At 68.9% G+C, this 24,518-nt stretch carries 22 protein-coding genes and 1 pseudogene; 16 read left to right on the forward strand and 7 right to left on the reverse strand.

From position 1 onward, the window contains the following. Positions 1-83 precede the first annotated feature (83 nt). From ABEA43_RS40115 to ABEA43_RS40130, 4 genes are all read left to right on the forward strand, one after another. Positions 84-233 carry a hypothetical protein gene (locus ABEA43_RS40115; RefSeq protein ID WP_345570408.1) on the forward strand — a complete coding sequence of 50 codons (150 nt, stop codon included), beginning with the start codon at positions 84-86 and terminating at the stop codon, positions 231-233. A 228-nt stretch (positions 234-461) separates the two neighbouring features. Next, complete coding sequence (locus tag ABEA43_RS40120; RefSeq protein ID WP_345570410.1) at positions 462-1,076, forward strand: RNA polymerase sigma factor; 615 nt, start codon at positions 462-464, stop codon at positions 1,074-1,076. Next, positions 1,069-2,247 carry a CU044_5270 family protein gene (locus ABEA43_RS40125; RefSeq protein ID WP_345570412.1) on the forward strand — a complete coding sequence of 393 codons (1,179 nt, stop codon included), beginning with the start codon at positions 1,069-1,071 and terminating at the stop codon, positions 2,245-2,247. Before ABEA43_RS40120 ends, ABEA43_RS40125 begins: the two co-directional genes overlap by 8 nt. Positions 2,248-2,304: 57 nt before the next feature. Then, positions 2,305-2,769, forward strand: coding sequence for a pentapeptide repeat-containing protein (locus ABEA43_RS40130; protein WP_345570414.1), 465 nt, complete (start codon positions 2,305-2,307; stop codon positions 2,767-2,769). Between the two features lie 455 nt (positions 2,770-3,224). Here the strand turns inward: ABEA43_RS40130 and ABEA43_RS40135 are convergent, their stop codons facing one another. Then, the gene (locus tag ABEA43_RS40135; protein WP_345570416.1) at positions 3,225-4,121 is read right to left on the reverse strand and encodes a sigma-70 family RNA polymerase sigma factor; all 897 of its coding nucleotides are present in this window, start codon (positions 4,119-4,121) and stop codon (positions 3,225-3,227) included. A 75-nt stretch (positions 4,122-4,196) separates the two neighbouring features. On the opposite strand from ABEA43_RS40135, the gene ABEA43_RS40140 reads away from it, so the two are divergent. Beyond that, complete coding sequence (locus tag ABEA43_RS40140; RefSeq protein ID WP_345570418.1) at positions 4,197-4,931, forward strand: FMN-dependent NADH-azoreductase; 735 nt, start codon at positions 4,197-4,199, stop codon at positions 4,929-4,931. A gap of 182 nt (positions 4,932-5,113) precedes the next feature. On the opposite strand, the gene ABEA43_RS40145 is transcribed toward ABEA43_RS40140, so the two are convergent. Continuing rightward, positions 5,114-5,509: a CocE/NonD family hydrolase C-terminal non-catalytic domain-containing protein gene (locus ABEA43_RS40145; protein ID WP_345570420.1), complete on the reverse strand. Its 396-nt coding sequence runs from the start codon at positions 5,507-5,509 to the stop codon at positions 5,114-5,116. 31 nt (positions 5,510-5,540) lie between these two features. Here ABEA43_RS40145 and ABEA43_RS68295 point away from each other — a divergent pair. Beyond that, positions 5,541-5,768 (forward strand): annotated as a pseudogene (locus tag ABEA43_RS68295) (hypothetical protein); the annotation flags it as partial. On the opposite strand, the gene ABEA43_RS40150 reads toward ABEA43_RS68295, so the two are convergent. From ABEA43_RS40150 to ABEA43_RS40165, 4 genes are read right to left on the reverse strand one after another with little or no spacing between them, the layout of a single operon-like run. Further along, complete coding sequence (locus ABEA43_RS40150) at positions 5,674-6,645, reverse strand: PhzF family phenazine biosynthesis isomerase (RefSeq protein ID WP_345570422.1); 972 nt, start codon at positions 6,643-6,645, stop codon at positions 5,674-5,676. The pseudogene ABEA43_RS68295 and the gene ABEA43_RS40150 sit on opposite strands and share 95 nt — an antisense overlap. Positions 6,646-6,673: 28 nt before the next feature. Next, positions 6,674-7,042: a RidA family protein gene (locus tag ABEA43_RS40155; RefSeq protein WP_345570424.1), complete on the reverse strand. Its 369-nt coding sequence runs from the start codon at positions 7,040-7,042 to the stop codon at positions 6,674-6,676. A gap of 31 nt (positions 7,043-7,073) precedes the next feature. Then, a complete protein-coding gene (locus ABEA43_RS40160) occupies positions 7,074-8,588 on the reverse strand; it encodes a leucyl aminopeptidase (protein WP_345570426.1) in 1,515 nt (504 codons plus the stop codon). Beyond that, positions 8,585-9,514 (reverse strand): DMT family transporter, encoded by a 930-nt coding sequence (locus ABEA43_RS40165; protein WP_345570428.1) that lies wholly within the window; start codon positions 9,512-9,514, stop codon positions 8,585-8,587. The genes ABEA43_RS40160 and ABEA43_RS40165 overlap by 4 nt, the downstream gene beginning before the upstream one ends. A 130-nt stretch (positions 9,515-9,644) precedes the next feature. On the opposite strand from ABEA43_RS40165, the gene ABEA43_RS40170 reads away from it, so the two are divergent. Further along, positions 9,645-10,547: a LysR family transcriptional regulator gene (locus tag ABEA43_RS40170; RefSeq protein WP_345570430.1), complete on the forward strand. Its 903-nt coding sequence runs from the start codon at positions 9,645-9,647 to the stop codon at positions 10,545-10,547. 78 nt (positions 10,548-10,625) lie between these two features. Further along, positions 10,626-10,853 (forward strand): hypothetical protein, encoded by a 228-nt coding sequence (locus ABEA43_RS40175; RefSeq protein WP_345570432.1) that lies wholly within the window; start codon positions 10,626-10,628, stop codon positions 10,851-10,853. 1,248 nt (positions 10,854-12,101) lie between these two features. Here the strand turns inward: ABEA43_RS40175 and ABEA43_RS40180 are convergent. Beyond that, positions 12,102-13,727 carry a helix-turn-helix domain-containing protein gene (locus tag ABEA43_RS40180; RefSeq protein WP_345570434.1) on the reverse strand — a complete coding sequence of 542 codons (1,626 nt, stop codon included), beginning with the start codon at positions 13,725-13,727 and terminating at the stop codon, positions 12,102-12,104. A gap of 128 nt (positions 13,728-13,855) precedes the next feature. Here ABEA43_RS40180 and ABEA43_RS40185 point away from each other — a divergent pair, with 128 nt between their 5' ends. The 8 genes from ABEA43_RS40185 to ABEA43_RS40220 are packed head-to-tail and all read left to right on the forward strand — an operon-like array spanning position 13,856 to position 24,412. Next, complete coding sequence (locus ABEA43_RS40185; protein ID WP_345570436.1) at positions 13,856-15,721, forward strand: SIP domain-containing protein; 1,866 nt, start codon at positions 13,856-13,858, stop codon at positions 15,719-15,721. A 40-nt stretch (positions 15,722-15,761) separates the two neighbouring features. Then, positions 15,762-16,772: an ABC transporter substrate-binding protein gene (locus tag ABEA43_RS40190; protein WP_345570438.1), complete on the forward strand. Its 1,011-nt coding sequence runs from the start codon at positions 15,762-15,764 to the stop codon at positions 16,770-16,772. Continuing rightward, a complete protein-coding gene (locus ABEA43_RS40195) occupies positions 16,769-17,812 on the forward strand; it encodes a FecCD family ABC transporter permease (protein ID WP_345570440.1) in 1,044 nt (347 codons plus the stop codon). Before ABEA43_RS40190 ends, ABEA43_RS40195 begins: the two co-directional genes overlap by 4 nt. Beyond that, a complete protein-coding gene (locus ABEA43_RS40200) occupies positions 17,809-18,867 on the forward strand; it encodes a FecCD family ABC transporter permease (protein WP_345570442.1) in 1,059 nt (352 codons plus the stop codon). Before ABEA43_RS40195 ends, ABEA43_RS40200 begins: the two co-directional genes overlap by 4 nt. A 2-nt stretch (positions 18,868-18,869) precedes the next feature. Then, positions 18,870-19,718 (forward strand): ABC transporter ATP-binding protein, encoded by an 849-nt coding sequence (locus ABEA43_RS40205; RefSeq protein ID WP_345570667.1) that lies wholly within the window; start codon positions 18,870-18,872, stop codon positions 19,716-19,718. Then, positions 19,711-20,907 (forward strand): alpha/beta hydrolase, encoded by a 1,197-nt coding sequence (locus ABEA43_RS40210; protein ID WP_345570444.1) that lies wholly within the window; start codon positions 19,711-19,713, stop codon positions 20,905-20,907. The genes ABEA43_RS40205 and ABEA43_RS40210 overlap by 8 nt, the downstream gene beginning before the upstream one ends. Continuing rightward, complete coding sequence (locus ABEA43_RS40215; protein WP_345570446.1) at positions 20,904-22,664, forward strand: ABC transporter transmembrane domain-containing protein; 1,761 nt, start codon at positions 20,904-20,906, stop codon at positions 22,662-22,664. The genes ABEA43_RS40210 and ABEA43_RS40215 overlap by 4 nt, the downstream gene beginning before the upstream one ends. Then, a complete protein-coding gene (locus ABEA43_RS40220; protein WP_345570448.1) occupies positions 22,661-24,412 on the forward strand; it encodes an ABC transporter ATP-binding protein in 1,752 nt (583 codons plus the stop codon). Before ABEA43_RS40215 ends, ABEA43_RS40220 begins: the two co-directional genes overlap by 4 nt. Positions 24,413-24,518: the final 106 nt, after the last annotated feature.

Below are 24,518 nucleotides of genomic sequence, written 5' to 3' on the forward strand. Positions count from 1 at the left end.
TGCCGATGGAGTTGTAGAACTGGCCGATCGTGGCGTACTGGCCGGGAGGCGGGTCCCCCTCCCCCGGCCTGGCGAGGGGGGCGATGCTGGGCACCGTGTTCGACCTGGCGGAAGCCGGTCCCGGCGAGGCGGCGGTCATCCCCGCCCTCAGGGAGCTGGCGTGGCGGCTGGTGGTGACCGTAACCGGCTTGGTGGGTGGAAAATCCAACGAAGTAGCTTCTGACCTGCGATGACGGCCTCCCGATCGCGCAAAACCACACTCGTGAACACCTCGCCCAGTTCTTCCGGAGCCTGCGTGGATCCCGCCGGTGAACCTCCCGGCCACAGCACCAACAAGTACGGCCGTAGGGGCGTGAAGAAGAATCTGAGGTTTCGCCAAGTAGAGATGTGATCCGAAGACCAACCACAACAGCCACGCGACCCCGTAAAGCGTTCCCGCAGGGAGGAGCGGAGGAATTCGTATGAGCGCGTTACAGGATGTGAGCGATCTTCCGCGAGAAACCGAGGACGCGAACCTGCTCAAGGAGTCCCTCCGCATCCCCGAGCGGTTCGAGGCGCTCTACGACCGCTATTTCGCGGAGATCCATCGATATGTCGCCGGCCGGTTGGGCACGCAAACCGCCGACGACCTGACTGCGGAGATCTTCCTGGCGGCCTTCCACGGCCGCGCACGCTTCGACGCGCACCGTGGCGTCGTTCGCGGCTGGCTGTACGGCATCGCCACCAACGTCGTCGCGCAGCACCGCAGAAGCGAGTCGCGCCAGCTGCAGACCCTGCGTCGTACGGCGGCGGAGGACGCGGTCGACGCCGTCGACGCCGGGCACGAGGATCTGGTGGCTCGCCGTCTGACGGCCGCAGGCGTGCAGGAGCAACTCGCGTCCGCCCTGGGCGCGATCCCCGATGCCGACCGCGACGTGCTGGTGCTCCTCGCGCTGGCGGAGCTCAGTTACGAGGAGATCGCGCAGGCCCTCGGCATACCCCCGGGAACCGTCGGGTCCCGGCTCAACCGGGCCCGCAAGAAGCTGAGAGCCGCTCTCGGCGGCGTCAATCCCATGTTTGGAGGAGCAGATGGATGACCTGACCGCGATCCGGGAGCTGCTCTCGGCACCGCCCGTCTCCCCCGAGGTGGTGGCGGACGGCCGGACCCGGCTCGCCACCGCCTTCGCCAGTACGCCGAAACCAGCCAACCTGAGGAGCCTTGAGATGACCGAAGAAAACCCTGTTCACCAGGACAAACGCCGGGCGATGCGGACGGCCCGATGGACCGCTCTGGGCGTGGGCCTGCTCGGCGCCGCGGCGGCCGTGACCCTTGTGGTCACGTCGGGAACCTCGGCAGGAGCGCCGGGTACGCGGCCCGCCGCTAAGACGCCGTCCGCACAGCTCGCCAAGAAGCTGTCGGCCCAGCAGGTCCTCCTGGCGGCCGCGACCTCGGCCGCGAAGACACCTGCGGACGGGGCGTACTGGGTCCGCAACGGCGTTGCCGGCAAGCAGCGCGTCGAACCTGGCGGCAAATACACCCTTGAGATGATCACCTTGCTGGAGACGTGGGTTTCTCAAGTACCCGGCAAGCCCACCTGGTTCATCAACCAGAACCTGGGGATCAAACCGGCGACGCCGCAGGACGAGGAGGCGTGGCAAGCGGCCGGCTCTCCGCGCAGCTGGACCTACCCGGGCACAACCGTCACCACGCGCGGCAAGTCCTTCGAGACGCGGAGCGTGACGCTGCACAGCAAGCCGGGCGAGCCCGTGACCAAACGGGTGGACGGCGACAAAACCGACTCGTCGGTGGGCAAGCCCATGACGCGGGCCGCGCTGAGCGAACTGCCGACAACCCCCGACGGCCTGAGGGACTACCTGAAGACGGTCATCGCCAAGCAGCGGGGCGCGGAATACGCGCACATGGACGTGAACGCCGAACTCTACGACACCGGCGTGCACATCATCATGGATCTTCCCGCTCCGCCCAATGTGCGGGCGGCGGCGTTTCGCATGCTCGCCGCGCTGCCCGGTGTGAAGGCAGAGGGCGAGGTCACCGACCCGCTGGGCCGCACCGGCCAGGCCGTCAGCCTCCCGCATGGCAATGGGGAGGGCCGGCTCATCGTGAACACGGCTACGGGGGAGCCGCTCGCGTTCGTGACGACCATCAAGGAAACCCGTTCCTTCATGGCGATCAAGAAGGCCCGCTGGACCGACGACAAGCCTGACCTGTCTGCCAGCCGACGCGGCTCGGACGACCCGCCCGCCTAACGCCGCAGGCCGCCTTGGCCGCGTCTTCGGGGCGAACCCGGCGCCGAAGCCACCGCCGTGCCCGCCCCGTCCGGCAAGGCAGGCGATCGGGAGGGCGAACTGCGGGTGCGGCTCACGGCGCAGCGCATCCTGGCTGCCCATGTGCGTGACGACCGGCCCGCCGGCCAGCACCTGATGCCTCCCGCCTTCTGGGAGGGCATGAGCCTGGACCTGACCGGCGCCGCCCTGGTCGATTTCGATCTGACCGATGGCCGCGTCGCCGCCGCCGGCTTCGAACGCGCCCGCTTCCCCGGGGCCGCCACGTTCGACGAGGCGACCTTCGGCGGGTTGGCCGCATTCGCGCAGTCGACCTTCTCCAGCCACCTCAGCTTCGATCGTACGGCCTTCTCCAGCATCGCCGGATTCCATGAGTGCGTGCTGACTGATCGTGCGGCCAGACACGTCTTGCCGCCCGGACGGCGGCTGGGGACGACATCGGAGGTGTCCGCCCGCCTTGTCTACCACGAGAAGAGCGGCGACTGACCCGACGATCAACCGCTTGACAGGCGGTCCTGTCAGGTGTCCTGGGAGAACCGCGCGTCGAGGTCTGGGGCATGCCAGCGCCCGGCGGCCAGGGCTGCGGCGTTCCGGGTACGCCAGTACCCGTCGACCGGGCTGCGGCCCGGCTCGTCTCCGATCGGTCCGACCGGGACCGGGTGGTCGTACCGACGGCCTGGTCGCCGGTCCCACGCCTGCCGGTGCCGGCGAGGTCGCCGGGGCCGAGGATTGCGGCGCTAGTTGGCCGGGAGCAGACGTCAGCCGCACATACCAACCAGCCGGAGATTTCCTCGGCCGAAATGGCGGCCGAACCAAAGTCGCGTTTGCGAGCCGGACGGAGGCGGCTTGGCGTGGATGCCGTGGATGAGCAACCGGATTACCGTCTCCCACGGTGAGCTCATCACCGGCATGGCCCATGCGATGAAATTCCAGTGACCGCTCTACTGTCCGTCATCCAAGCTGAGCACCGCAAGATCGAGTTGTCCTAGGCGGGTGGGATCGGCGATCACGTCATATTCCATGATCTCGTTGTTCTCGATCACAAAGGTGACTGCGAGCACCAGCCGACCACCTGGGGCCACGACAACCCCGACCGCACCATTGACCAGCGCGAGTTCGGCAAGCTGCGACCTTCGGGCAAGGACCAGGGTGCCCTCCGCCACCGCTCGCGCACCACGGACCTCGACTGCCGCGCCCGGTGACAAGGCAGCCGGATCGGCTCGCCGTACCACGTCTGGAGCCAGTACGGCGAGGATCCCGGTGAGATCGCCGGCCCGCGCGGCGGAAAGAAACGCCGAGACTATCCGCCGGTGCTGGGCGAGCGCCGGTGCCGGTACCAGGGGCGTGCCCTGGACCTTCTGACGCGCGCGGCTGGCGAGCTTCTTCGTGGTGACGGGCGTACGCTCTACGATGGGTGCGATCTGATCGAACGGCACGGCGAACATGTCGTGCAGCACGAACGCGATCCGTTCGGCAGGGTTCAGTGTGTTGAGGACGACGAGCAGCGCGTTGCTGACGGAGTCGGCAAGCTCCGCCTCTTCTTCTGGCTGGGTCCCCCGAGCGGTTGCAGAGATCTCGTCGAGCTTCTGCTGCTCGGTGGGATCCTCTTGCCGTGACCTGCGGGAACGGAGCAGGTCGAGGCAGATGCGGGTCACCACGGTACGCAGCCAGCCGGCCAGGTTGTCCACCTGCTGGGAGTCGATCCGGCTCAGGCGAAGCCACGCGTCCTGCACGGCATCCTCGGCCTCACCCGGCGAGCCGAGCATCCGGTAAGCGAGTGCGCGCAACTGGCCGCGCTGCTCCTCGAACCGTTCTGCCAGATCGTCTCGCTCGCTCACCCGGTCACCTTTCCGCGCCTCGTTCCGTCGCCTCCTATGACGTACCCGACGTAACTGAGGTGACAGGAGACGAGCATGGCGTCCTTGCTGCACGTGGATTCCGGTGCCAACCGTTCCGACGAGTCGATCAGCAGGCAGCTGACAGCGTTGTTCGCCGGCACCTGGAGGGCCGTGCACGGCTCGGCCAGCTACCAGTACAGGGATTTGGCCGCCACCCCGGTGCCGCCGTTGGGCACCGCCTATTGCGCGCTGGGCAGGCGGGTGGAGCGGCATGGTCTCCTCCCGCCCGCCAGGGTGGCCGAGCTGATCGAAAGCCCGGCCGAGCAGCGTGAATGGGAGCTGACCCGCCCACTGATCGCTGAGTTGCTGTCAGCCGGCACGGTACTGATCGGCGCCCCGATGTACAACTATTCGATACCTGCCTCGCTGAAGTCCTGGATCGACCGGGTGAGCTTCCCTGGGGCCTTCCATGCCTCTGACACCGGAGACAGCCTGCTGCGCGACACCAAGGTCGTGGTGATCACCGCGCGAGGTGGCTCATACGGTCCCGGCACCCCGCGGGAGTCCTGGGACTTCCAAACCCCTTACCTACGCGCGTACTTCGCCAAGCAGGGCGTGTCCGATGTGAACCTCTCCTTCATCACCGCCGAGATGACCCTGGCCTGGCTGGTCCCCCATCTGGCCGACTTCCGGTCGTCGGCAGCGAGTTCGCTGGCCACGGCACAAGCCGAGGTGATTGGCCTGGCCTCGTCCCTGTCCGGTGCCACGAGATCTTCCTCGATTGCCGATGAATCTTGCTCACCCCTCTGACCTGGCCACTGATGCGCGACTGTTGCGAGAGGTTCCGATGGACGGTCGCCACTCAAGATTCCGCACCGCAGGTCAGCCCGGGCGGCGTGACGATCAAGTTCTGACACCGGGCAGGGAGAACCCGGCCTTCGCTGTACGGTCGCGACCACGCCGGCCGCGACCGTAGGCGAAGATCGATCGGCCTATTGCCCGCTGGACGCGCCGGCGACCAGCGGCAGCGAAACTGACGTGCCGGCCACGTCAACGGTGACCTTGGTCCCAGTGCCGGGTTCGGCGTCGGTGATGTCGTCGTTGGTTCCGGTCCGTACCAGGCCCAGCCGGTGCCCAGCCTTGAACTCGTAGTCCTGCGGCAGCATCTTCAAGGTGATCTCGTAGGGCTTGCCCGGCGTCAGCGGTGTCGGACGACTCAGCGACTTGTGGTTCTGCGCGTCCAGGACCCCGCGGGTGACTACCTGTAAGCGCAGGTCACCGTGTTGTCGGCGGAGGTGCTCCGGGCCGCGGCCCCGGCCGGCTCCCGCCTCAGCGTCGCCGCCGAGTTCCTGCTCCTCGTGGCAGCAGAACCAGGACGACCGGAACACCGGTCACCATCTACGCCGAACCCTCACCCGCTACCTGCAGCACTACAACACCGCCCGACCCCACCGCGGCATCGGACAGCTGACCCCATCGCAAGCCGAAACAAGACCGCCAACCCCCATCGACCTGCTCGACCAACGAGTCCTGATAGGGACCGACGTGCGCTTCAGCGGAATGAAAGACCCGGCTCGTTCAGCGGTCCGGACGCCGTGGCGTCCGCTGGATGCCCGTCCGGCGGGGGACTGTGCAGCTCGGCCCTGAATGCTGTTGCCGCATCACCTGTGATGGATGCCAGGAGTCTGCCGTCAAACTGGGTTTCGACATGAACGCGAATATCACCGGGCCGTCCCATCGCTGCTCCCTGTCTCCCGGTGAAGGTGAGTCGGCCGCCGGGTGCCGGGACGATGCCGTGCCACACCAGATACGCGCCGAGCGGGCCGTGCCCGTTGCCGGTTACCGGATCCTCGGTGATGCCGATCGCGGGTGCGAACATCCGCGACCAAGTGAGCAGACCGGCGTCACCGGTGGCACGGGAGAAAACGAAGAAGCCGTTGCTGCCCACTTCATGGCTGAGCTCCATCAACGCGGCGGGATTCGGCTTCAAGGCGTCCACCGCGGTGCGGTCACGCAGTTCCACCAACACTTTGGAGTGCCCGGTCGAAACGACCTGGACCGGACCGTTGTCGGCGAGGTCGCCGGCGCCGGCGCCCAGACCTCGCAGCAGCCTGTCCACCTGGTGGCGGTCCAACTCGGCGCCGAAGCCGGCCACTCCCTGGTGCATCCCGATCCGCACCCGGTCGCCGTCCCGGTGGACTTCCACCCGCTGGAGCAACCCAGTGCCCGTCTTCTGCACCAGCGAGCACGACGGTAGGTCATACTCGACGGCTCGGGCGAAGTGTGCCCCCACGGTGGCGTGCCCACAAGTCGGAACCTCTGTTGTCGGGGTGAAGAAGCGGACTCGCACATCGTGGTCAGAACCATCCGGGGGCAGCACGAAGGCGGTCTCGGAGTTGTTGAGCTCTCGCGCGACCGCAAGCATCTCGGCGTCCGTCATGCCCTGTGCCGTCAGCACCACACCGGCCGCATTGCCGGTGAACGGAGTGCGGGTGAAGGCATCGACTTGGTAGAGAATCCTCATGGCCGCCGGCCCCTTCGATCGGGATTCATCATTGTGTGCGCCAGGAGACAGCGTCTGCCGCTACGCGAAAGCCATGGTGCAACCCGCCGACTTGGAGCACAGTCCGCGCTGGGCGATGTTCGCCGAACACCTCAGCGAAGACGGTGTCGACCGCGTCCCAGTCGGAGATGTCCGTCAGGTAGAGGTTGACCTTGGCAACGGACTCAATCCTGCCTCCGAAGGATTCGACGATCGACAAGACATTCGACAATGCCTGTCGTGCCTGCCGTGGAACGGGGGAATCGGAAGAGATGCCGCTGCCCACCGGAAGCTGCGCGGACACCCAGATGGTGCCGTCCGGCGTGACCGTGGCCAGTGAGTAGTGGCCGAAGGGTGCGGCGGAGTCGAGAAGGGTCATACGGTCTTCGGTCCTCATTCGTCGTGGATTGTCATCTGCCGGCAGGCTTGCGATCGCCCGCGATGTCTTCCGCCAGTTGGACCAGGGTCCGCACTGCGGATCCGGTACCGCCCTCCAGGGTGTAGCCGTAGGGGGCGCCCTCGTGGAAGGCCGGTCCGGCGATATCAAGGTGAGCCCAGTCGGTGTCGTCCGGCACGAACTCTCTGAGGAACAGGCCGGCCACCAGGCCGCCTCCCATCCGCTCGCCGGTGTTGGCGATGTCGGCCACCCGGGAGTCCAGGCTCTTGCGCAGCTGGTCAGGCAGCGGCAGCGGCCAAGCCTGTTCGCCGGCCCGCTTGGAGGCGTCGAGGATGCGGTCGCGGAAGTCGTCGTTGTTGGACATCACGCCGAAGATGCGGTTGCCCAGTGCCATCCTCATGGCCGCGGTCAGGGTGGCCACGTCCACGATGGCGTCAGGCTTCTCCTCGCCCGCGCGTACCAGGGCGTCGGCGAGCACCACCCGTCCCTCGGCGTCGGTGTTGAGCACCTCGACGGTCTTGCCGCCGTACATCCGCAGCACGTCGCCGGGGCGGGTGGCGGACCCGGACGGCATGTTCTCGGCCAGCGCCAGCCAGCCGGTGAGATTGATCCGCAGGCCGAGCCGGGATACGGCCGCCACGGCTGCGAACACGGCGGCGGCGCCGGACATGTCGCGTTTCATGATCTCGTTGGAGCCGACCGGCTTCAACGAGATGCCGCCCGAGTCATAGGTGATGCCCTTGCCCACGAAGGCCAGGTTGGTCTTCGCCTCCGAGTGGTTGTAGGCGATCTTCACCAGCCGAGGTGGGTTGGCTGACCCCTGACCGACACCGAGGATGCCGCCGAACGAGCCTTCCGCGAGCATCTTGTCGTCGAGGACCTCGACCTCGAGCCGGTACTCCGCACCGACTGCCTGCACGGTGGCGGCGAAGCTGTCCGGGGACAGGTCGTTCGCCGGCATGTTGACGAGGTCCCGGCAACGGTTCAGCTCCCGGCCGATCACGGTGGCGCGCTGTACCGCGGCCTTGGCGCTCGCGTGGCCCGCGTGATCGGTGAGGATTGTCAGCTCACCGACAGGGGCCTTGGCGTTGCCGGCTGTGCGGTACGCGGTGAAGGTGTACGCGCCGAGCAGACCGCCTAGGGCCACCGCCTCCGCGGCTTCGGCGGTCTCGACAGGAAGGGCCAGGGCGGCCTTGCCGGTGCCGGCCAAGCTCCGGGCGGCCGCACCTGTGGCCTCGCGCAGTTTCTCGGCATCGTACGCGCCGCTGTTGACGGCGTCGCCAAGGCCGACCGCGAGGACCATGCCGGCCTCGACGCCGTCGGGGGACGGCAGCTTGACCACCTCGCCAGCAGCGCCGGTCACGCCGAGCATGCCGAGGATCTCGGCCAACGCACCGTCGAACGCCTTGGCCACTGTCTCCGCGCCGGGTGCCGGCACCGGCCCCTGAGGGCCTTTGGCGACACCGATCACGATGGCGTCCGCTCGCAGCGACACCGCCGGGGAGATGCTCACTGTCACTGTCGTCACTGAAGGACATCCTCTTCTTTCGCAGTCCGCGAGGTTTCGACGGCCGGTTTCCGTCGACGCGTCATTCCGACACCGATGAGGACGACGACCATGCCGGCGGCGACCCTGACACTGAAACCCTCGTCCAGCACGATGGCCCCCAGCACCACCGAGACCACCGGCAGCAGGTAGCCGACTGTCGCGGCATTGGTCGCGCCCTCGTCCGCGATGATCCGGAACGTGAGGTGGAAGGTGATTCCGGTGGCGAAGATCCCCAGGATGACGACGGCGATCAAGCCCCGCTGGTCGGCCTGGACCGGCGCCAGGCTGCCGGCCGGCAAGGTCAGCGCCGTCAGTGCCGCCGCCGCGAAGAGCTGAGCCGTGGAGAGGGAGATCGTGGCGGCACCCTTCCCGACGAGGTTTCGTCCCATGTAGATGAAGCCGATGGCATAGCTGGCCGCTGCGACGACGATGGCGAGCACCCCCCAGCCGACAGGGCCGGCATGCTGCCATGGAGCGAAGATCACCACGACTCCCGCAAACCCGAGAAGCAGCCCGCCCAGGCGGATCGGATGGATTCCGCGTTCGGTGCCGATGATGATCCCGATCAGCAGTGACCACAGCGGGGTCGTCGCGTTCAGCACGCCGGCCACCCCGGAGTCCACGCTCTGCTCACCGATGCTGAAGAGCAAGAAGGGCAAAGCGTTGCAGAAGAAGGCGGCGGCGAAAAGGTGTCCCCAGATCTTGCGCCCACGGGGGAGACGCTGACGCGCCCCAAGGCACAACGCCAGCAAGGTGAGCGCCCCGAGTACGCAGCGAGCGAAGGTGAGCTGGGCAGGAGACAGCGCGGTCAGAGCCAGTTTGATCCAGAGGAATGTCGATCCCCACAAAAGGGCGAGTACGCCCAGACGGGCCCATGCCCACGTTCTCCCGGCGATGCCGTTCACACGTGTTCTCCTCGTCTCGAGGCGTCTTGCGGACGCATGCCGTCGCTGATCGTGCCGTCACCTGCTCAGTTTCGGTAGGCTGCAGAGATGAAGCAAATAAATCAAGCTCATCTATTCATGAGGTAAATGCATGAGCGTGACCCTGCGCCAGCTGGAGGTGTTCACGGCCGTGATCGACCACGGTGGCTTCGGTGCGGCAGCCGACCATCTCCGGATGAGCCAGTCAGCCGTCTCCCACACACTCGCCGCGTTCGAACGCGCCACCGGAGCCCCGCTCGTGCGCCGTTCCCCCGCCATCACCGCAACCGTGCTCGGCGAGGTCCTCCTCCCGCACGCCCGCAGTGTGCTCGCGGCGGCACGCGCCCTGGAAGCCGCCATCGAGACCCACAACGAAAAGGACGCCACCGGCCTCGTCCGGGTGGCAGCGTCGCCGACTGTCTCCCACCGGCTCATTCCCGAACTGTTCGCCCTGTGGCGTAGGGAGATCCCCGGGGTCGACATCCGGCTCTTCGAAGGCAACGATGCCGAGCTCGAGGAATGGCTGGCGACCGGGGCCGTCGACGCCGCCGTGCTCATCGACCCCGACCCGTTCCCGGCGGGCGGTCTGCTGCTGGCCAGCGACGACTTCCGGGCCGTGCTCCGACGGGATCACCCCCTGGCGGCCAGCGGACGCATCGAACTCGAGGACCTTCTGGCGGACCCGCTCGTGGTGACCTCCAGCGGCTGCGAGCCCCAGATCAAGCAACTGCACGCCACGTCCGGCGCCCGCTACGCCCCCGCGCAGAGGGTCCACGAGGTCAGCACCGTCTTCGCCATGGTTGAGGCACACCTCGGCGTCGCGATCATGCCTTCGCTCGCCGCCACCATGCTTCCCGACACCCTGATCATGGTCGAGCTCGAACCGAGACTCGGCCGTCGGCTCGTACTCACCGGCCCCACGGACCGGCCTTGGCATCCCCATGTCACACGCATGCGAGACATCGCACAGAAGTCCACGGGGAGTCGCCCCGAGGCGGGCCAGCGCCGGGCGTGAGCACGCTGGTCAACTCGCGCATCGTCAGGGGCGGCGCCTGCACCCATCTGGCGGCAACAGCACCAGTGGCGCCGCCAGATGGCGCGGGCCTGCGACGACCTCGCCGATGACCTCGAAGCCGGACACCTGCCAATCCCGCGCCGCTTCGCCGAAGAGCCGGCACTCCACCCGGCCCTGTCCGAGGAAGCTCCGTCGATCCTCGAACAAAAGGAGGACATCGAAGATGAGCTGCACACCTCATTGCCAACCCATGCCGGCGACTACGACGTCACACCGCGCAACCCTGAACGGGGAGACAGGCGCTGAGACGACCCACACCGGCAGTTTCGCCACCACGTGAGGCGCTGAGGTTTGGCGAAGAGGTTTCCGCCAAACCTCAGCGCGGTTCACCGGGCTCGCCGACGCCACACCGGCCAATGGATGCTCGATGGTTGACGCGTTCGATCTGCAGCGAAACTCCAGCCTGATCACGAAGTTCTGGCCCCTCTGCAGGCCACCGAGACGGGCACAAATGACGCATATTGCCGATCGACACTCGTCGGCATTGGGCGACATTGATCGAACCGACTCATAATCCGTGGGTCGTGGGTTCAAGTCCCACCCGCCCTACTTCTCTGGAACAGCCAAAACCCTCGCCTGACCTGCACTTTCGCGCAGAGACGGGGGGTTCCACGTGTCCGGTTGCCGCTGTGACCGGCCCACTCCGCTGCCTGCGTGGCCGGTACGCCGGCGTTGAGCCACGTCGAGACGCAAGCGTGGCGTAGGCCGTAAGGCCGCTTCGCCAGAGGCGGCCCTTGTCCGGTGCCAGAGCTGATGCAGCATGTCTGACCTGGTCTTCCAGGCTTGACTTTCGGGCTGTTTCGACTTGTGAATCTGCTGATGGTCAGGGTGTTCGGCTGGCTGGTGCTGCTCACACGGGGCAGCGCTTCCCAAGAAGCGGAGATCTTGGTGTTGCGGCATGAGGTCGCCCGGCCCAGGCCGGACTGGGCCGATCGGGCGGTGCTGGCCGCGCTGGCCGCGCTGGCCAGGCTGCTACCCGCTCGCCTTCGACGGCATCGCATCGTGACGCCCGGCACGCTACTCGCCAGACATCGCAGGCTGGTCAAGAAGAACTGGGCCTACCCCGCCACGCAGGGCCGGCCCCCAATCTCCGAAGAGATCCGTGATCTGATCATCCGGCTGGCACGGGAGAATCCGCGATGGGGACATCGACGCATCCAGGGCGAGCTCCTCGACCTTGGCTACAGGTCGGGGAAGGGACGGTCCGCCGGGTTCTGGCAGCGGCGGGGCTGGAGCCCGCGCCGCGCCGGGCCTCACCGACCTGGCGCCAGTTCCTCATCGCTCAAACCTCCGGCATCCTGGCATGCGGCTTTCTCCACGTCGATACGATATTCCTCAAGCGCCTGTACGTGTTGTTCGTCATGGAGACCCGGCGCGAGAGGGCTGGTACACCTGCACCGGCCGCACAGCCGTCTCGGCTACCGTAGCCCTGCCGAGTACGAGGCACCCAGGCGATGGTGTCCGCCGAAGCGGAGCAAGCTCACAGCAACGGCACTACTGGTTCCGCTCAGACTCGCGCTGCTGGTAGTCCCGCGGAGACAGTCCGTGGAAGCGAGAGAAGGCGGCGCTGAACGTAGGCAGGTGGGCGTACCCGACCCGGCGCGCGACGGCGCTGGGCGGGGCGCCCGCGGCGAGCAGGTCGCGAGCGATGCGCATGCGGGCGGCATAGCGCCAGCGACCCAGTGTCATACCCGTCTCGTCGCGGAAGGCACGGTGGATCTCAGCGCGGACATCGACATCCTGCGTCTCGCCAGGCTCGCCAGGCTCGCCAGGCTCGCCGATACGACGCAAGCACTCCATCGCGACAGCACGCGCGCGCGGATCGCTGGGCATCGGCACCGACAGCGCTCGCTGCGCGGCGACCTGTTCCGCGAACAGGTCGAGGATGTGGCGGGGGTTGTGGTCGTCGGGACGCAGTACGGACCGGGCGCTGATCGAGCAGAACATCAAGTAGTCGTCCCACGCGGGCGAGAACCGCACCTGCAGCGGCGCTGTCAGTTGGAGGTCGCCGGTGCTCGCGTTACCCAGCGGCAGTGAGACGGAGTTCTCACGCAGGCCGGTGACATGGTCCAGTTCTGCGGGGATCCAGGTCGCCACCCCTCGCTCCCGCTCGTAGCGTCGGTCGCCGATGTCCAGGTACCCGCTGCCCCGATACATCCAGCTGAGGACGTGGATGTCGTTGGTGTGCGACGGCGTGCTGGCCGCGGGCAGCATCTCGGGCGCAGCGGGAGCGTCCGTCTTGCGCATCATCCGGATCAGGTCGTCGGTCTGCCGTGCCGCCGCTGCCCGTTGCGTCAGTCCACCGGCGCCAGGTCGGGCGGAGAGCTCCCGTCCGAACTCGTGGGGGGTCAGTCCGAACCGTCCCTTGAAGGCCCGGGTGAGGCCGTTGCGGCTGGCGAAGCCCACTCGAGCGGCCACCTGGTCCACGTCGTAACCGGCGGCGAGGAACTCCACGGCAGCGCCGAGCCGGCAGAGCAGGCGCCACTGCTCGAACGTGAGCCCGGTGTCGGCGAGAAAGTCGCGGCGAAGGGTGCGCGCGCTGGAGAGCACCCGCGACGCCCATTGCTCGACCGTGAGGTCAAGCGCGGAGTCGCGAATCAGCTCCTCGGCGACTGCTCTGGCGCCGCGGGCTCGCGGCATCGCCGGCGATGCGAATCCCTCCGAGCTCGGATGTCGCCCGACCTCGACGGGCACCGACGAGCGCGAGCCAGGACGCCGCAGGAGCTCCTCGATCGCCTCGGGTGAGTACCCGCGGCCGCTGAACGGAGTGACCTGCAGGTTGAAGAGCTGGATCAACCAGTCCTGCCAGCCACTGGGAACGTCGAACCGCGTCGGTTCCGACGACCCCCAGGCGCCGACGCCGGCGTGGGGCCACAGCGGGAAGGCGACAGTGCCTGGCTCAGTGGTGATCGCCCGCTCTGCCCAGCCATCTGCGGGAATCCAGACGCCCTCGCCGGTCTTGAGGTGGAGCGCCGGCCCGCCGTCGAGACGCACGTGCACCGCGCCGGTGCGAACCCAGAGCAGCAGCGGCCGAACGGGCGCATCTGACGTACCCAACCGCGCGCTCGGAATCGGCGGCGGGTCGCTGGCGCCTGCGGCGAACGACGAGGGCACCACCACGTCCTAACCATTCGGCAGTCTGCGCACACTATTGTTAGTGAGGTTTGCCTAACCTTACCAGTGCGTGCCGTCCCGATGCCGACGCGCGGCTTCTGCCCTCGAAACGAGCGGAAAGTTCGGTTCCCCGCATGCCCAAGACCTCACGCCGGCTCACCGTGCACCCGCCGACCCTGCGTGAGGTCGAGGTGGTCCGGACCGTCGACATCACCCCGGGGATGCGGCGGGTCACGCTGGGCGGCGAACAGCTGCGTGCGTTCACCACCGCGGACGGCTTCGTACGGCCGGCCTTCGAGTCCTCGGGCTTCGACGACGACCTCGCGTTCTACTTCCCGTACCCAGGTCAGCGCGATCCGGCGCTCCCGGTCCAGGGCGAGGCCACGTTGATCGTGCCCAAGAATCCTCGACCGCTGTCGAGGGCCTACACGGTTCGCCGGTGGGACCCCGAGGCCGGCGAGCTGGACGTGGACTTCGTCAAGCACGGGGTGGGCGCCGGAACGACGTGGGCCTATCGCACCCAGCCGGGTGACCGCATCCACCTCAGCGGCCCGAGCACGTCCAAGGCGTTCCCGGTCGGCGTCGACTGGTTGCTCGTGGCAGGCGACGACACCGCACTCCCCGCGATCGGCCGCCTGCTCGACGAGCTCCCGCCCGACGCCCGGGCGCAGGTGTTCATCGAGATCGCCGAGGACGCCCACCGCCAAAAGCTGCGCGAGCTGCCCGGGGTGGACGTGACGTGGCTGGTCCGCCCCGGCGTGACGGCCGGGACCGTGTCGCTGCTGACCGAGGCCGTCCGCGGTGCGGAGTGGTGGTCGGGCCAGGCGTTCGCGTGGCTGGCCGGCGAGCACACGGCCGTCCGGGACATCCGCCGGCACCTGGTCGAAAACCGTGGCGTGCCCAAGGAGGACATCGACTTCGCCGGCTACTGGCGTCGCTCCCAGGTCGTCGCCCTGGAGAGCGACGGAGCGGTACCCGACCCGGAGAAGACGGTCACCCCGTTCCAGAAGCTCCACGATCTGACCGAGCTGGTCGCGCCGATCGCGATCCGCACCGCCGTCGAGCTGGGCGTCCCCGACCTGGTCTCCCGCGGCGTGACCAGCGTGACCGAACTGGCCTCCAAGTCCGGCGCCGACGAGCGCGCTCTGGGCAAGCTGTTGCGTTACCTGCACACCCTGGACGTGGTGACCGAGACAGAACCGGGTCACTACGCCCTGACGCCGGTCGGCGATGTCCTCACTCTCGAGTTCATCGCGGACCGGCTCCACTCCGCTGGGGTGGTCGGCCGCGAGATGCTCGGGATCCACGGCCTCACCGAGTCGGTCCGCACCGGCCGGCCCGCCTACGCCTCGGTCACCGGCCAGACCTTCGCCGACGTGCGAGCCGAGCAGGACTACGAGGACCGTCACCTGGAGCGCCTGGCGAAGTTCCAGCCCGCACTCGCCGAACCGATCGCCATGTCCGGCCTGCTCACAGGAGTCCAGCACCTCGTGATCCACTCCGGTGGTGCCGGCGCCCACGCCCGTGAGTACGTCGCGGCCCACGAAAGCCTGCGCGTGACGATCTGCGCTCTACCGGCCCAGGCCGGCTGGCTGCGCCGCGACCTGCCCGCCACGATTCCCGACGAGCGGCAACGCACGCGGGTCAGCGTGCTGGAGCAGTCCGTCTTCGAGCCCAGCCCGGCAGCCGACGCCGTGCTCGTCAGCCGCGCCTTCAAGACCCTGCCCGACGCCGACGCCGCTCACGCACTACGCCGGGCAGCCGAGAACCTCGCCCCCGGCGGACGGGTGCTGCTGATCGAGGAGGTCTTCGACACCGACGACCTCGACGAGCACGACGGCGAGGAAGACCTGATCGGCCTGGTCTGCCACGGCTCCGGCCTTCGCACCGCAGCGGAGCTGGACGCTGTCATCGCCCGGGCCGGCCTCACGCGCAGGTCGGCGCACACCGTCGGCCTGGGCACCACCGTCCACGAGCTCCTCCGCTCCAGCGCCGACTGAACCCCTCCCTCCCGAGAAGAAGTGAAAGAAGAGACCACCCATGAGCAACATCCCCCTGAGGAGGCGCGGCGCCGCCCTTGCCGCCGCGCTGATGAGCGCGTCGCTCGTCCTCACCGCCTGCGGCGGTGACGGCGACGGCACCGGCGTCAAGGCCGCGGAGGCCCCCGGCGTCAAGGCCGCCGAGACCCGAACCGTCAAGGCCGAGAACGGCACCATCGAGGTTCCCGTCAGCCCCCAGCGGGTCGTCACGATCGGCAACACGAACCTCCCCTTCATCGATCTGGGTGGCAAGCCAGTAGGCGTCACCGAGGCGTCCGACTCCGAGCTGGGCGTGCTGCCGGAGGAACAGAGGACCGTTTACGAGGCAGCCGAGATCATCGGCAGCAACGGTGGTGAGGTGGACCTCGAGAAGCTCGCCGGCCTCAAGCCGGACCTCATCCTGGTCCAGTTCCACTCGAGCGACTGGGACAAGGTCGGCAAGCGGCTCGAGGCGATCGCCCCGACCGTGCTCTGGGGGCTCGACACCGAGTGGAAGGCCTTCGCCGACGCAATCGCGGAGGCCGGCAACGTCGCGGATGCACTCAACCGGCAGAAGGCGGAGTTCAAGGACAAGGTCGCCAAGATTCAGGCGACCTACGGAAAGATCATCGACGACACCTCGTTCGTCGACGTCTCCCGCGGCGACTGGAACGACCCCGGAACGTTTTACATCGCGGACATCGGTTGCTCCGAGATCGCCCGGGACGACGTCGGCCTGGACCTCCCCGAGGCGGCCGAGGGCAAGGACCCCTTGGCCTACGAGTCCTTGCCGTTCGAGCAGATCGGTGAGCTGTCCAAGTACGACGTGATCACCTACCCCGTCGACGCCGAGGGCCGGCCGGCAGAGTCCTTCGTGCCGGTGGTCGAGACCAACACCTGGAAGGCGCTGCCTGCCGTGAGCTCCGGCCGTGCGCTGGGAGTCTTCTGCCCCGGCAACAACTCCTACGGGCCCGTCATCCGGTACCTGGACTCGCTCGCCGGCGCACTGGCGGCCCTGCCGGCCAAGAAGTGACAGCCCTGGCCCTCCGGCAGGACGGTCCGGGCACCGAGACGGTGCCCGGATCGCGTCGTCGTCTGCTCGGCCTGGTCGTCGCGCTGGTGGTGCTGGTGGTCCTGCTGGTGCTGAGTGTCATGATCGGGTCGACGGCGATCGCGCCGTCAGTGGTGTGGGACGCGCTGTTCCGCTCCTCGGCCGACATCGACCAGTTCGCGATCCGCGATTTCCGGCTGCCGCGCACGATCGTGGGTCTGGTCGTCGGCGTCGCACTCGGTTTGTCGGGCGCGTTGATCCAAGCCCTCACCCGCAATCCCCTGGCCGATCCGGGTGTCCTCGGCGTCCACGCCGGCGCGTCCTTCGCGGTGACGGTCGCCGTGGGCGTGCTCGGCGTCCGCGACGCCCAGGGCTACATGTGGTTCGCGTTCGCGGGGGCACTGATCGTCACGCTCCTGGTGCTCGCCCTCGGGTCGACCCGGCAGGGTTCCTCGCCGGTGTTCATGGTGCTCGCCGGGGTCTGCGTCGGCGCCGTGTTCGGCGGCGCCAGGGAGGCGCTCCAGTTGACCAACCCGGACGCCTTCGACGCGATGCGGTACTGGAACGCCGGGTCGATCGTGGGTCGCCCGCTCGAGGTCGTATGGCCGATCCTGCCGTTCTTCGCGGTGGCACTCATCCTGGCCTTCGCGGTGTCGGGCCCGCTCAACGCCCTGGCTCTGGGTGACGAGCTGGCGGTCGCCCAAGGGGTCCGGTTGGTACGCACCCGTGTGCTCGCGGTGATCGCCCTCACCCTGCTCGCCGGTGGCGCCACCGCGATCGCCGGACCCGTCGGATTCGTCGGGCTCATGGTGCCGCACGTGGCCCGCTGGATCGTCGGCCCGCACCAACGCTGGATCTTCGCCTACAGCATCCTTCTCGCCCCGAGCCTGCTGCTGGTCTCCGACATCCTCGGCCGCATCGTGATGAGACCCAGCGAGATCCCCGTGGGTGTCGTCACCGCCTTCGTCGGAGCTCCCGTTCTCGTCGCGCTGGTGCGGCGGAAGAAGGCGAGCAGACTATGAGCACGCACATTCCGCGGGTGGACTTCGGGAGGCGGGTGCTGGTGCTGCGGCACCGGCGGATCGCCGTACGGCTCCAGTGGCGCTCGGTCGTCGTCTGCGCGGTGCTCGCGGTCACGGTCGCCGGTACGGCGGTGCTCGCGCTGATGACCGGCTCGTACGGCCTGAGCCCGGGTCAGGTGCTCTCCGCACTGACCGGCCAGGAGACCGGCATCGTCCACGACATCGTGGTCGAGTGGCGCCTGCCCCGGGTGGCCGCGGCGCTGGTGTTCGGCGCGGCTCTGGGGGTGAGCGGGGCGGTCTTCCAGTCACTGTTGCGCAACCCTCTCGCCGACCCCGGCATCATCGGGTTCTCCCAAGGCTCCTACACCGGCGCGCTGATCGTGATCCTGGTCGTCAACGGCACCTACGCGCAGCTGGTCGGCGGGGCGTTGCTGGGCGGGATGGCCACCGCCGTGGCCGTGTACGTGCTCGCCTACCGACGAGGGGTGCACGGGTTCCGGCTGATCATCGTCGGCATCGGCGTCTCGGCGATGCTCGCGTCGCTCAACACCTGGCTGATCCTCAAGGCCGACCTGGACCAGGCGATGTCCGCGGCCGCGTGGGGTGCCGGGTCGCTCAACGGCGTGTCCTGGGACCATGTCGTCATCGGCGGCGCCTGCGTCGCCGTACTCCTGCTGCCGGCCGGGATGTTGAGCCGGCCGCTGCGGCAGATGGAGCTGGGTGACGACGCGGCCGCCTCGCAAGGGGTACGGGTCTCGCCCGCACGCCTCGGCCTGATCCTGGTGGGAGTGGCGCTGACGGCGACGGTCACGGCCGCGTCGGGGCCGATCGCGTTCATCTCCCTGGTCGCGCCTCAGATCGGACGCCGGCTCGCCCGCACCGCCGGGATCACCCTCGCCCCCGCCGCCCTCGTCGGCGCGCTGCTGTGCCTGGCGTCGGACTACCTCGCCCAGCACGTCGCCCCCACCCCGCTGCCGGTCGGCATCATCACCGTCGTGCTCGGCGGCGGCTACCTCGGATACCTGCTGTTCACCGAAGCCAGGAGGCGCCTGTGAGCGTGACCCCGCCCGGCGCCGCGCGCCTCCGTGTGGAGTCGGCGACGATCGGCTACGACAGGCGGATCATCTCCGAGCACCTCTCGGTGGCGATCCCCGACGAGTCGTTCACCGTCATCGTCGGCCCGAACGCGTGCGGTAAGTCCACCCTGCTGCGCGGCCTGTCCCGGCTGCTGAAGCCGTCGGCCGGGCAGGTCGTCCTCGACGGTGCCGACATCAACTCCTACAAGACCAAAGAGGTGGCGCGGCGGGTCGGACTGCTGCCGCAGGCCTCGATCGCCCCGGACGGGATCACCGTCGCCGATCTGGTGGCCCGGGGACGGTACCCCCACCAGGGGTTCATCCGGCAGTGGACCGAGGACGACGAGCAGGCCGTGCTCAGGGCGATGCACCAGACCTCGGTCACCGACCTGTCCGGGCGCCTGGTGGACGAGCTGTCGGGCGGGCAGCGCCAGCGCGTGTGGGTGGCGATGGCGCTCGCGCAGCACACCGACATCATGCTGCTCGACGAACCGACCACCTTCCTCGACATCACCCACCAGATCGAGCTGATGGAGCTGTTCACCGACCTGCACCACGCCGGCCACACCCTGGTCGCCGTCCTGCACGACCTGAACCACGCCGCCCGCTACGGCACCCACCTGATCGCCATGAAGGACGGCGCCGTGGTCGCCGAGGGCACTCCGGAGGAGGTCGTCACGGCCGAGCTGGTCGAGGAGGTGTTCGGTCTGCGCTGCCTGGTGCTGCCCGATCCGGTGGCCGGCAGCCCCCAGGTGGTGCCGCTCGGCCGCGAACGAACCCGGCCGAGGCCCGCTGACAACGCCGACGTGGAGAGCGCGAGAAATGGCTGATCCGTTTGTCGAGAAGCTGTCGACCGGTGAGTGGAGCCCGGAAAGGTTCAGACGACATCTTGAGGAGACGGGTGCACCGCTCGTCGAGCGGGTCTCCGCGGACGAGGTGGAGGTGACGTTCGTCGACGAGCCCGGAGACGACACGACGGTCACCCTCTCGGTGGTGATCGGCCCCAGAATCGGCTTCAACCCGATCGGCACGGAGTTCGCCTCGGTGGCGGGGACGCCGTTCCGCGTTCTCCCCCTGCGGATGCGTTCCGACCTGCGCTTCTCGTACGTGTTCACACGACGTGGGCCGACGGGTGAGGGTGAACGGATTCCGGACCCGTTCAACCCGCCACCGAGGTTCTCGGAGTGCTCGGTGGAGCGGTTCTCCGATGCCTCGGTGGCAGTGCTGCCCGACGCGGTGCCGATGCCCTGGCTCGATCAGGCCGAAGCGCGACCGGCCCCGGCAGTGGAAACCGCCGTGCTGACGAGCGAGATCCTGGGCGACGAACGCCGCGTCTGGGTCTCGATGCCCCCGGGAGAGTTCTCGGGCGAGAGCGCGCTGCCCTTCGTGATTCACCTGGACGGGACGCCGGACCACAGCGCGCCGAGCGTTCGTGACGCCCTGGTCCGGGCGGGACTGGTCCGACCCTGCGTGGTGGTCCTCGTCGGTCAGCCCGCGCTGCGGCGCGATGAGGAACTGCTCTGCAACCCGGCATTCTCCCAGATGCTGGTCCAGGAACTGCTGCCGTGGCTCCACCACCGTTATCCGCTCTCACGGGATCCCGGTGACGTTGCGCTGGCCGGCGAGAGCTTCGGCGGTCTTTGCGCCGGCTGGACGGCGCTCCACCACCCGATGACGTTCGGCAACGCCATCCTCCAGTCCCCGTCGTGCGGGTACCACCCCGACCTCACGTGGGGCACCGGCTCAGGTGAGCTGCTGCGCCGTACCCCCGTACCGACACTGATCGCCGACTACCTGGCCGCGGAAACGGCACCGATCCGCATCTTCCACGACGTCGGTGAGCTGGAGACCTCCAACACCCACAGCCGCTGGCTGGACCACGTGCTCACCGGGAAGGGCTACGACACCCGCTACAGAGAGTTCGCCGGCGGACACGACTACGCCTGGTGGCGAGGAATCTTCGCCGACGCCCTGCTCTGGTGCTTCCCGCTCAGGAGCACGGACCGGAGCCAGGCATGAGGAACTCCTCGCGTTTCTCGGGCGCCGACACCGCAGGCCTGGGGCGAGGACCGCTGACCCGCTGGCTGCCAGTGCTCCTGCCCGCTCCCACTGAGCCGCTCGGTGCCCGGCCGTTCGAATCCGGGCCGGGGATCACCCCGGGCCGGTTCCTGCTGCGCGTGATCTTCTCGGTGCGGTGGGTCAGCGTTCCCGCGATGCTGCTGGCGATCGTGTGGCAGGTGGGCGAGTCCGCGGTCCCCGTGGTGATGGGACTCGCGATCGACCGGGCCCTGGCGACCGGGGACGAGGGACAGCTGGTCCTGTGGCTCGGCGTGCTGGTGGCCCTCTACGTCGCGCTGACGTCGGCGGCGAGGCTCTCGCTGCGGCTGACCGCCTACGCGGTGCAGGTACTGCAGCACCGACTCCGCGGCACCCTGTCCACCGGCGTGCTGCACCCGGTCGGCGGCACCGCCCGGGCGCCGGGCGGCAGTGTGGTCTCCGTGATGACGAACGACGTCGCGCGCCTGTCCAACGCGGTGATCCTGATGATCATCCCGGTCTCGAGGATCACGGCCATCGCATTCATCGCGGCATCGCTGCTGGCGACGCACTGGCTGCTCGGACTCGTGGTGCTGCTCGGGGCGCCCGTCGCGGTCTGGTCGATGGGCGTGCTCAGCGAGCGGCTCTCCCGGGACACCCGCGCGTACCAGGAGCTGCTGGCCTCCACGGCCGGACGGGCCACGGACCTGGTCGCCGGATACCGGGTGATCAAGGGGGTGCGTGCCGAGGCCGAGGCGACCAGCCGGTACCGGCAGGCAAGCCAGGAGACCCTTGCCGGCGCCAGGCGCAACGCGGGCCTGCTGGGCAGGTTCCTGGTGGGCTCGGGCGTGGTCAGCGGCACGTTCGTCGCCGCGGTGATGGGGCTGGCGGGCTGGTTCGCCGTGGACGGACAGCTCAGCATCGGCGGGCTGATCACCGCCGTCGGCCTCACCCAGGCACTGCTGCCGCAGATCCAGGCCATCGCAAGCACGTCCATCCCGAACCTCGCCGGCGCCCGCGCCTCGTCCTTGCGTGTCCTCGACGTGCTGCGGGACAACGCCGCGTCGACCGCTGGGCCCGATGACGTGACCCGGCGGGAAATCACCGCGCTGCCGGAGCTGGACGTGGTCGTGCCGAGCCTCTCCGGGCCCGGCGTGACGATCCGGGTCGAGCCCGGCGAGCTCGTGGGCGTGCGCGCCGACGACCGGACCGCCGCCCGTGTCGTCGAGGCGCTGCTGGACCCGAGGGCCGAGGGAGGGATCGAGGCGCGGCTGGACGGGATCGCGGCGCGGGAGCTGTCCCCGGTCGAGTACCGCTCCCTGGTCACCGTCTCGCCGCACCGCGCCACGCTGTTCAGCGGCACCCTCCGCGACAACGTCACCGTGATCGCGGGCGCGCCCGAGCGGGTGGACGCCGCGGTGCGAGCCGCCGCTTGCGACGACTTCGCAGCCGACCTCGACGTCCCTGTCGGCGAGGACGGCAACCGGCTCTCGGGCGGCCAGCGCCAGCGGGTCGCGCTCGCCCGCGCCCTGGCGAGCGACGCACCGGTGCTCGTGCTCCACGATCCGACCACCGCGGTCGACTCGGTCACCGAGCACACGATCGCAGGCCGGCTGGGCGGTGTCCGTGCAGGCCGCTCGACGCTGCTGATCGCCTCGACCCCGGCGCTGCTCGCCGCCTGCGACCGCGTCGTCGAGCTGCCTGACGACGTACCCGCGCCCTCAAGGACGGCGCGGTGAGCGGCGGCTCCGCCGTACCCGAGACCGCGGCCTCCGATGCCGGGCTGCCCGGGCTGCCGGTCGCGGGCGGCCGCGAGACGGTCAGGGAGGTGTGGCGGCTCAGCCACGGGTACCGGCTCCGGCTCGCCGCGACCGGGGTGCTGGGGATCGTCAGCACCGGCGTCGACCTGATCGTGCCCGGGGCGATCGGATTCCTCGTCGACCGCGTGCAGGCAGGCACCGCGGACCTCGCCACAGTGCTGACGGTCACGGTCGTCATGGCGCTCTCGGTGGTCCTCGGTGCTTCGGGCACCGCGCTGACGATCGTGCTCGCCACCCGCGTCTACCACTCCATCCTCGCCGCGCTGCGCGAGCAGCTCGTGGGCCACGCGATGACGCTCCCCCAGCACCTCGTCGAGCGCGCCGGCACCGGAGACCTGATCTCGCGGTCCAGCGACGACGTCACCGCGGTCGCCGACGCCGCCCCCGCCGTGATCCCGGTGCTCACCGTCACCGCCTTCACCATCGTCGTGTCGCTGGGCGGGCTCGCGGCACTGGAATGGCCCTACGCGGTCGCCTTCGCCGTCGTGCTGCCGGTCTACGTGCTGGCCGTGCGGTGGTACCTGCGCATCGGACCAGGGGTCTACCGCGCCGAGCGAACGGCGATGAGCGCGCGTGCCCAGCAGATCCTCGAATCCCAGCGCGGCTACGCCACCGTGCTCGGCTTCGGGCTCGCCGAGCAACGACACCGGGCCGTGATGACGGACTCCTGGCGCGTCGCGGGGCAGTCGCTACGCGCACGCACCGTGCTGAGCATGCTCAATTCCCGGCTCAACCTCGGGGAGTGCCTGAGCCTGACCGCCGTCCTCGTCGTCGGCTTCGTCCTCATCGACCACGACGCATCGTCCGTCGGCGGCGCCACCACCGCCATGCTGCTCGTGCTACGCCTGCTCGGACCGGTCAACCAGCTGCTGCTGGTCGTCGACACCCTCCAGTCCGCCCTCGCATCGCTGAGCCGCATGATCGGGGTCGTCACGATTCCGTTCAGCTCGCCTGATGTCCCAGCACAGGCCGCAGGCACCGCCGTACGGCTCGACGAGGTCTCGTTCCGTTACGGCGAGGGGCCACGGGTGCTCGACGACATCACCCTCGACATCCCGTCCGGTCAGCGCGTGGCCGTCGTCGGCGTGTCCGGGGCAGGCAAGACCACGCTCGCCGGTGTGGTCGCCGGCACCCACCTACCGGAGGCCGGGAAGGTGACTCGCCCCGGCCGTACCGCGATGATCACCCAAGAGGTCCACGTCTTCGCGGGCACCCTGCGCGACAACCTCACCCTCGCCGCCCCCCGGGCCACCGATCGCGACCTCCATGCAGCGCTCGAAACCACCGGCGCCGCATCGATCCTCGATGTGCTCCCGGACCGGTTGGACACCCTGATAGGTGTCGGCGGACACCCGCTCACCGACGCGCAGGCACAGCAGCTCGCCCTCGCCCGCCTGCTGCTCACCGACGCTGATCTGGTGATCCTCGACGAAGCGACCGCCGAGGCCGGCTCCACCTACGCCGGACAGCTCGACCGCGCTGCCGATGCCGTCCTCGCCGGGCGCACCGCGGTCGTGGTCGCGCACCGTCTCTCTCAAGCGGCAACCTGCGACCGGATCATGGTGATGGAGCACGGCCGGATCATCGAGACCGGCACCCACGGAGAGCTGGTTGATGCCGGTGGTGTGTACGCCGGGTTGTGGAGGGCCTGGGAGGCCGCTCAGTGACGACGGCGCGACCATGGACGGTCTCGGCGAACAAGGCGTCGAACTCGGCCACCCGCAGCGGCTGCTCGGCGGTCGGCAGCGTGCACTTCGCGGCGATGGCCGAGAC

This window comes from Nonomuraea rosea, from assembly GCF_039539705.1.
GTDB lineage: Bacteria > Actinomycetota > Actinomycetes > Streptosporangiales > Streptosporangiaceae > Nonomuraea > Nonomuraea rosea.

Coding starts and splice junctions, on each gene's coding strand:
- ABEA43_RS40115 (WP_345570408.1), top strand. CDS start 84: ATGCTGGGCACCGTGTTCGACCTGGCGGAAGCCGGTCCCGGCGAGGCG.
- ABEA43_RS40120 (WP_345570410.1), top strand. CDS start 462: ATGAGCGCGTTACAGGATGTGAGCGATCTTCCGCGAGAAACCGAGGAC.
- ABEA43_RS40170 (WP_345570430.1), top strand. CDS start 9,645: ATGAGCGTGACCCTGCGCCAGCTGGAGGTGTTCACGGCCGTGATCGAC.
- ABEA43_RS40125 (WP_345570412.1), top strand. CDS start 1,069: ATGGATGACCTGACCGCGATCCGGGAGCTGCTCTCGGCACCGCCCGTC.
- ABEA43_RS40150 (WP_345570422.1), bottom strand. CDS start 6,645: ATGAGGATTCTCTACCAAGTCGATGCCTTCACCCGCACTCCGTTCACC.
- ABEA43_RS40155 (WP_345570424.1), bottom strand. CDS start 7,042: ATGACCCTTCTCGACTCCGCCGCACCCTTCGGCCACTACTCACTGGCC.
- ABEA43_RS40140 (WP_345570418.1), top strand. CDS start 4,197: ATGGCGTCCTTGCTGCACGTGGATTCCGGTGCCAACCGTTCCGACGAG.
- ABEA43_RS40215 (WP_345570446.1), top strand. CDS start 20,904: ATGAGGAACTCCTCGCGTTTCTCGGGCGCCGACACCGCAGGCCTGGGG.
- ABEA43_RS40185 (WP_345570436.1), top strand. CDS start 13,856: ATGCCCAAGACCTCACGCCGGCTCACCGTGCACCCGCCGACCCTGCGT.
- ABEA43_RS40175 (WP_345570432.1), top strand. CDS start 10,626: ATGGCGCGGGCCTGCGACGACCTCGCCGATGACCTCGAAGCCGGACAC.
- ABEA43_RS40200 (WP_345570442.1), top strand. CDS start 17,809: ATGAGCACGCACATTCCGCGGGTGGACTTCGGGAGGCGGGTGCTGGTG.
- ABEA43_RS40210 (WP_345570444.1), top strand. CDS start 19,711: ATGGCTGATCCGTTTGTCGAGAAGCTGTCGACCGGTGAGTGGAGCCCG.
- ABEA43_RS40190 (WP_345570438.1), top strand. CDS start 15,762: ATGAGCAACATCCCCCTGAGGAGGCGCGGCGCCGCCCTTGCCGCCGCG.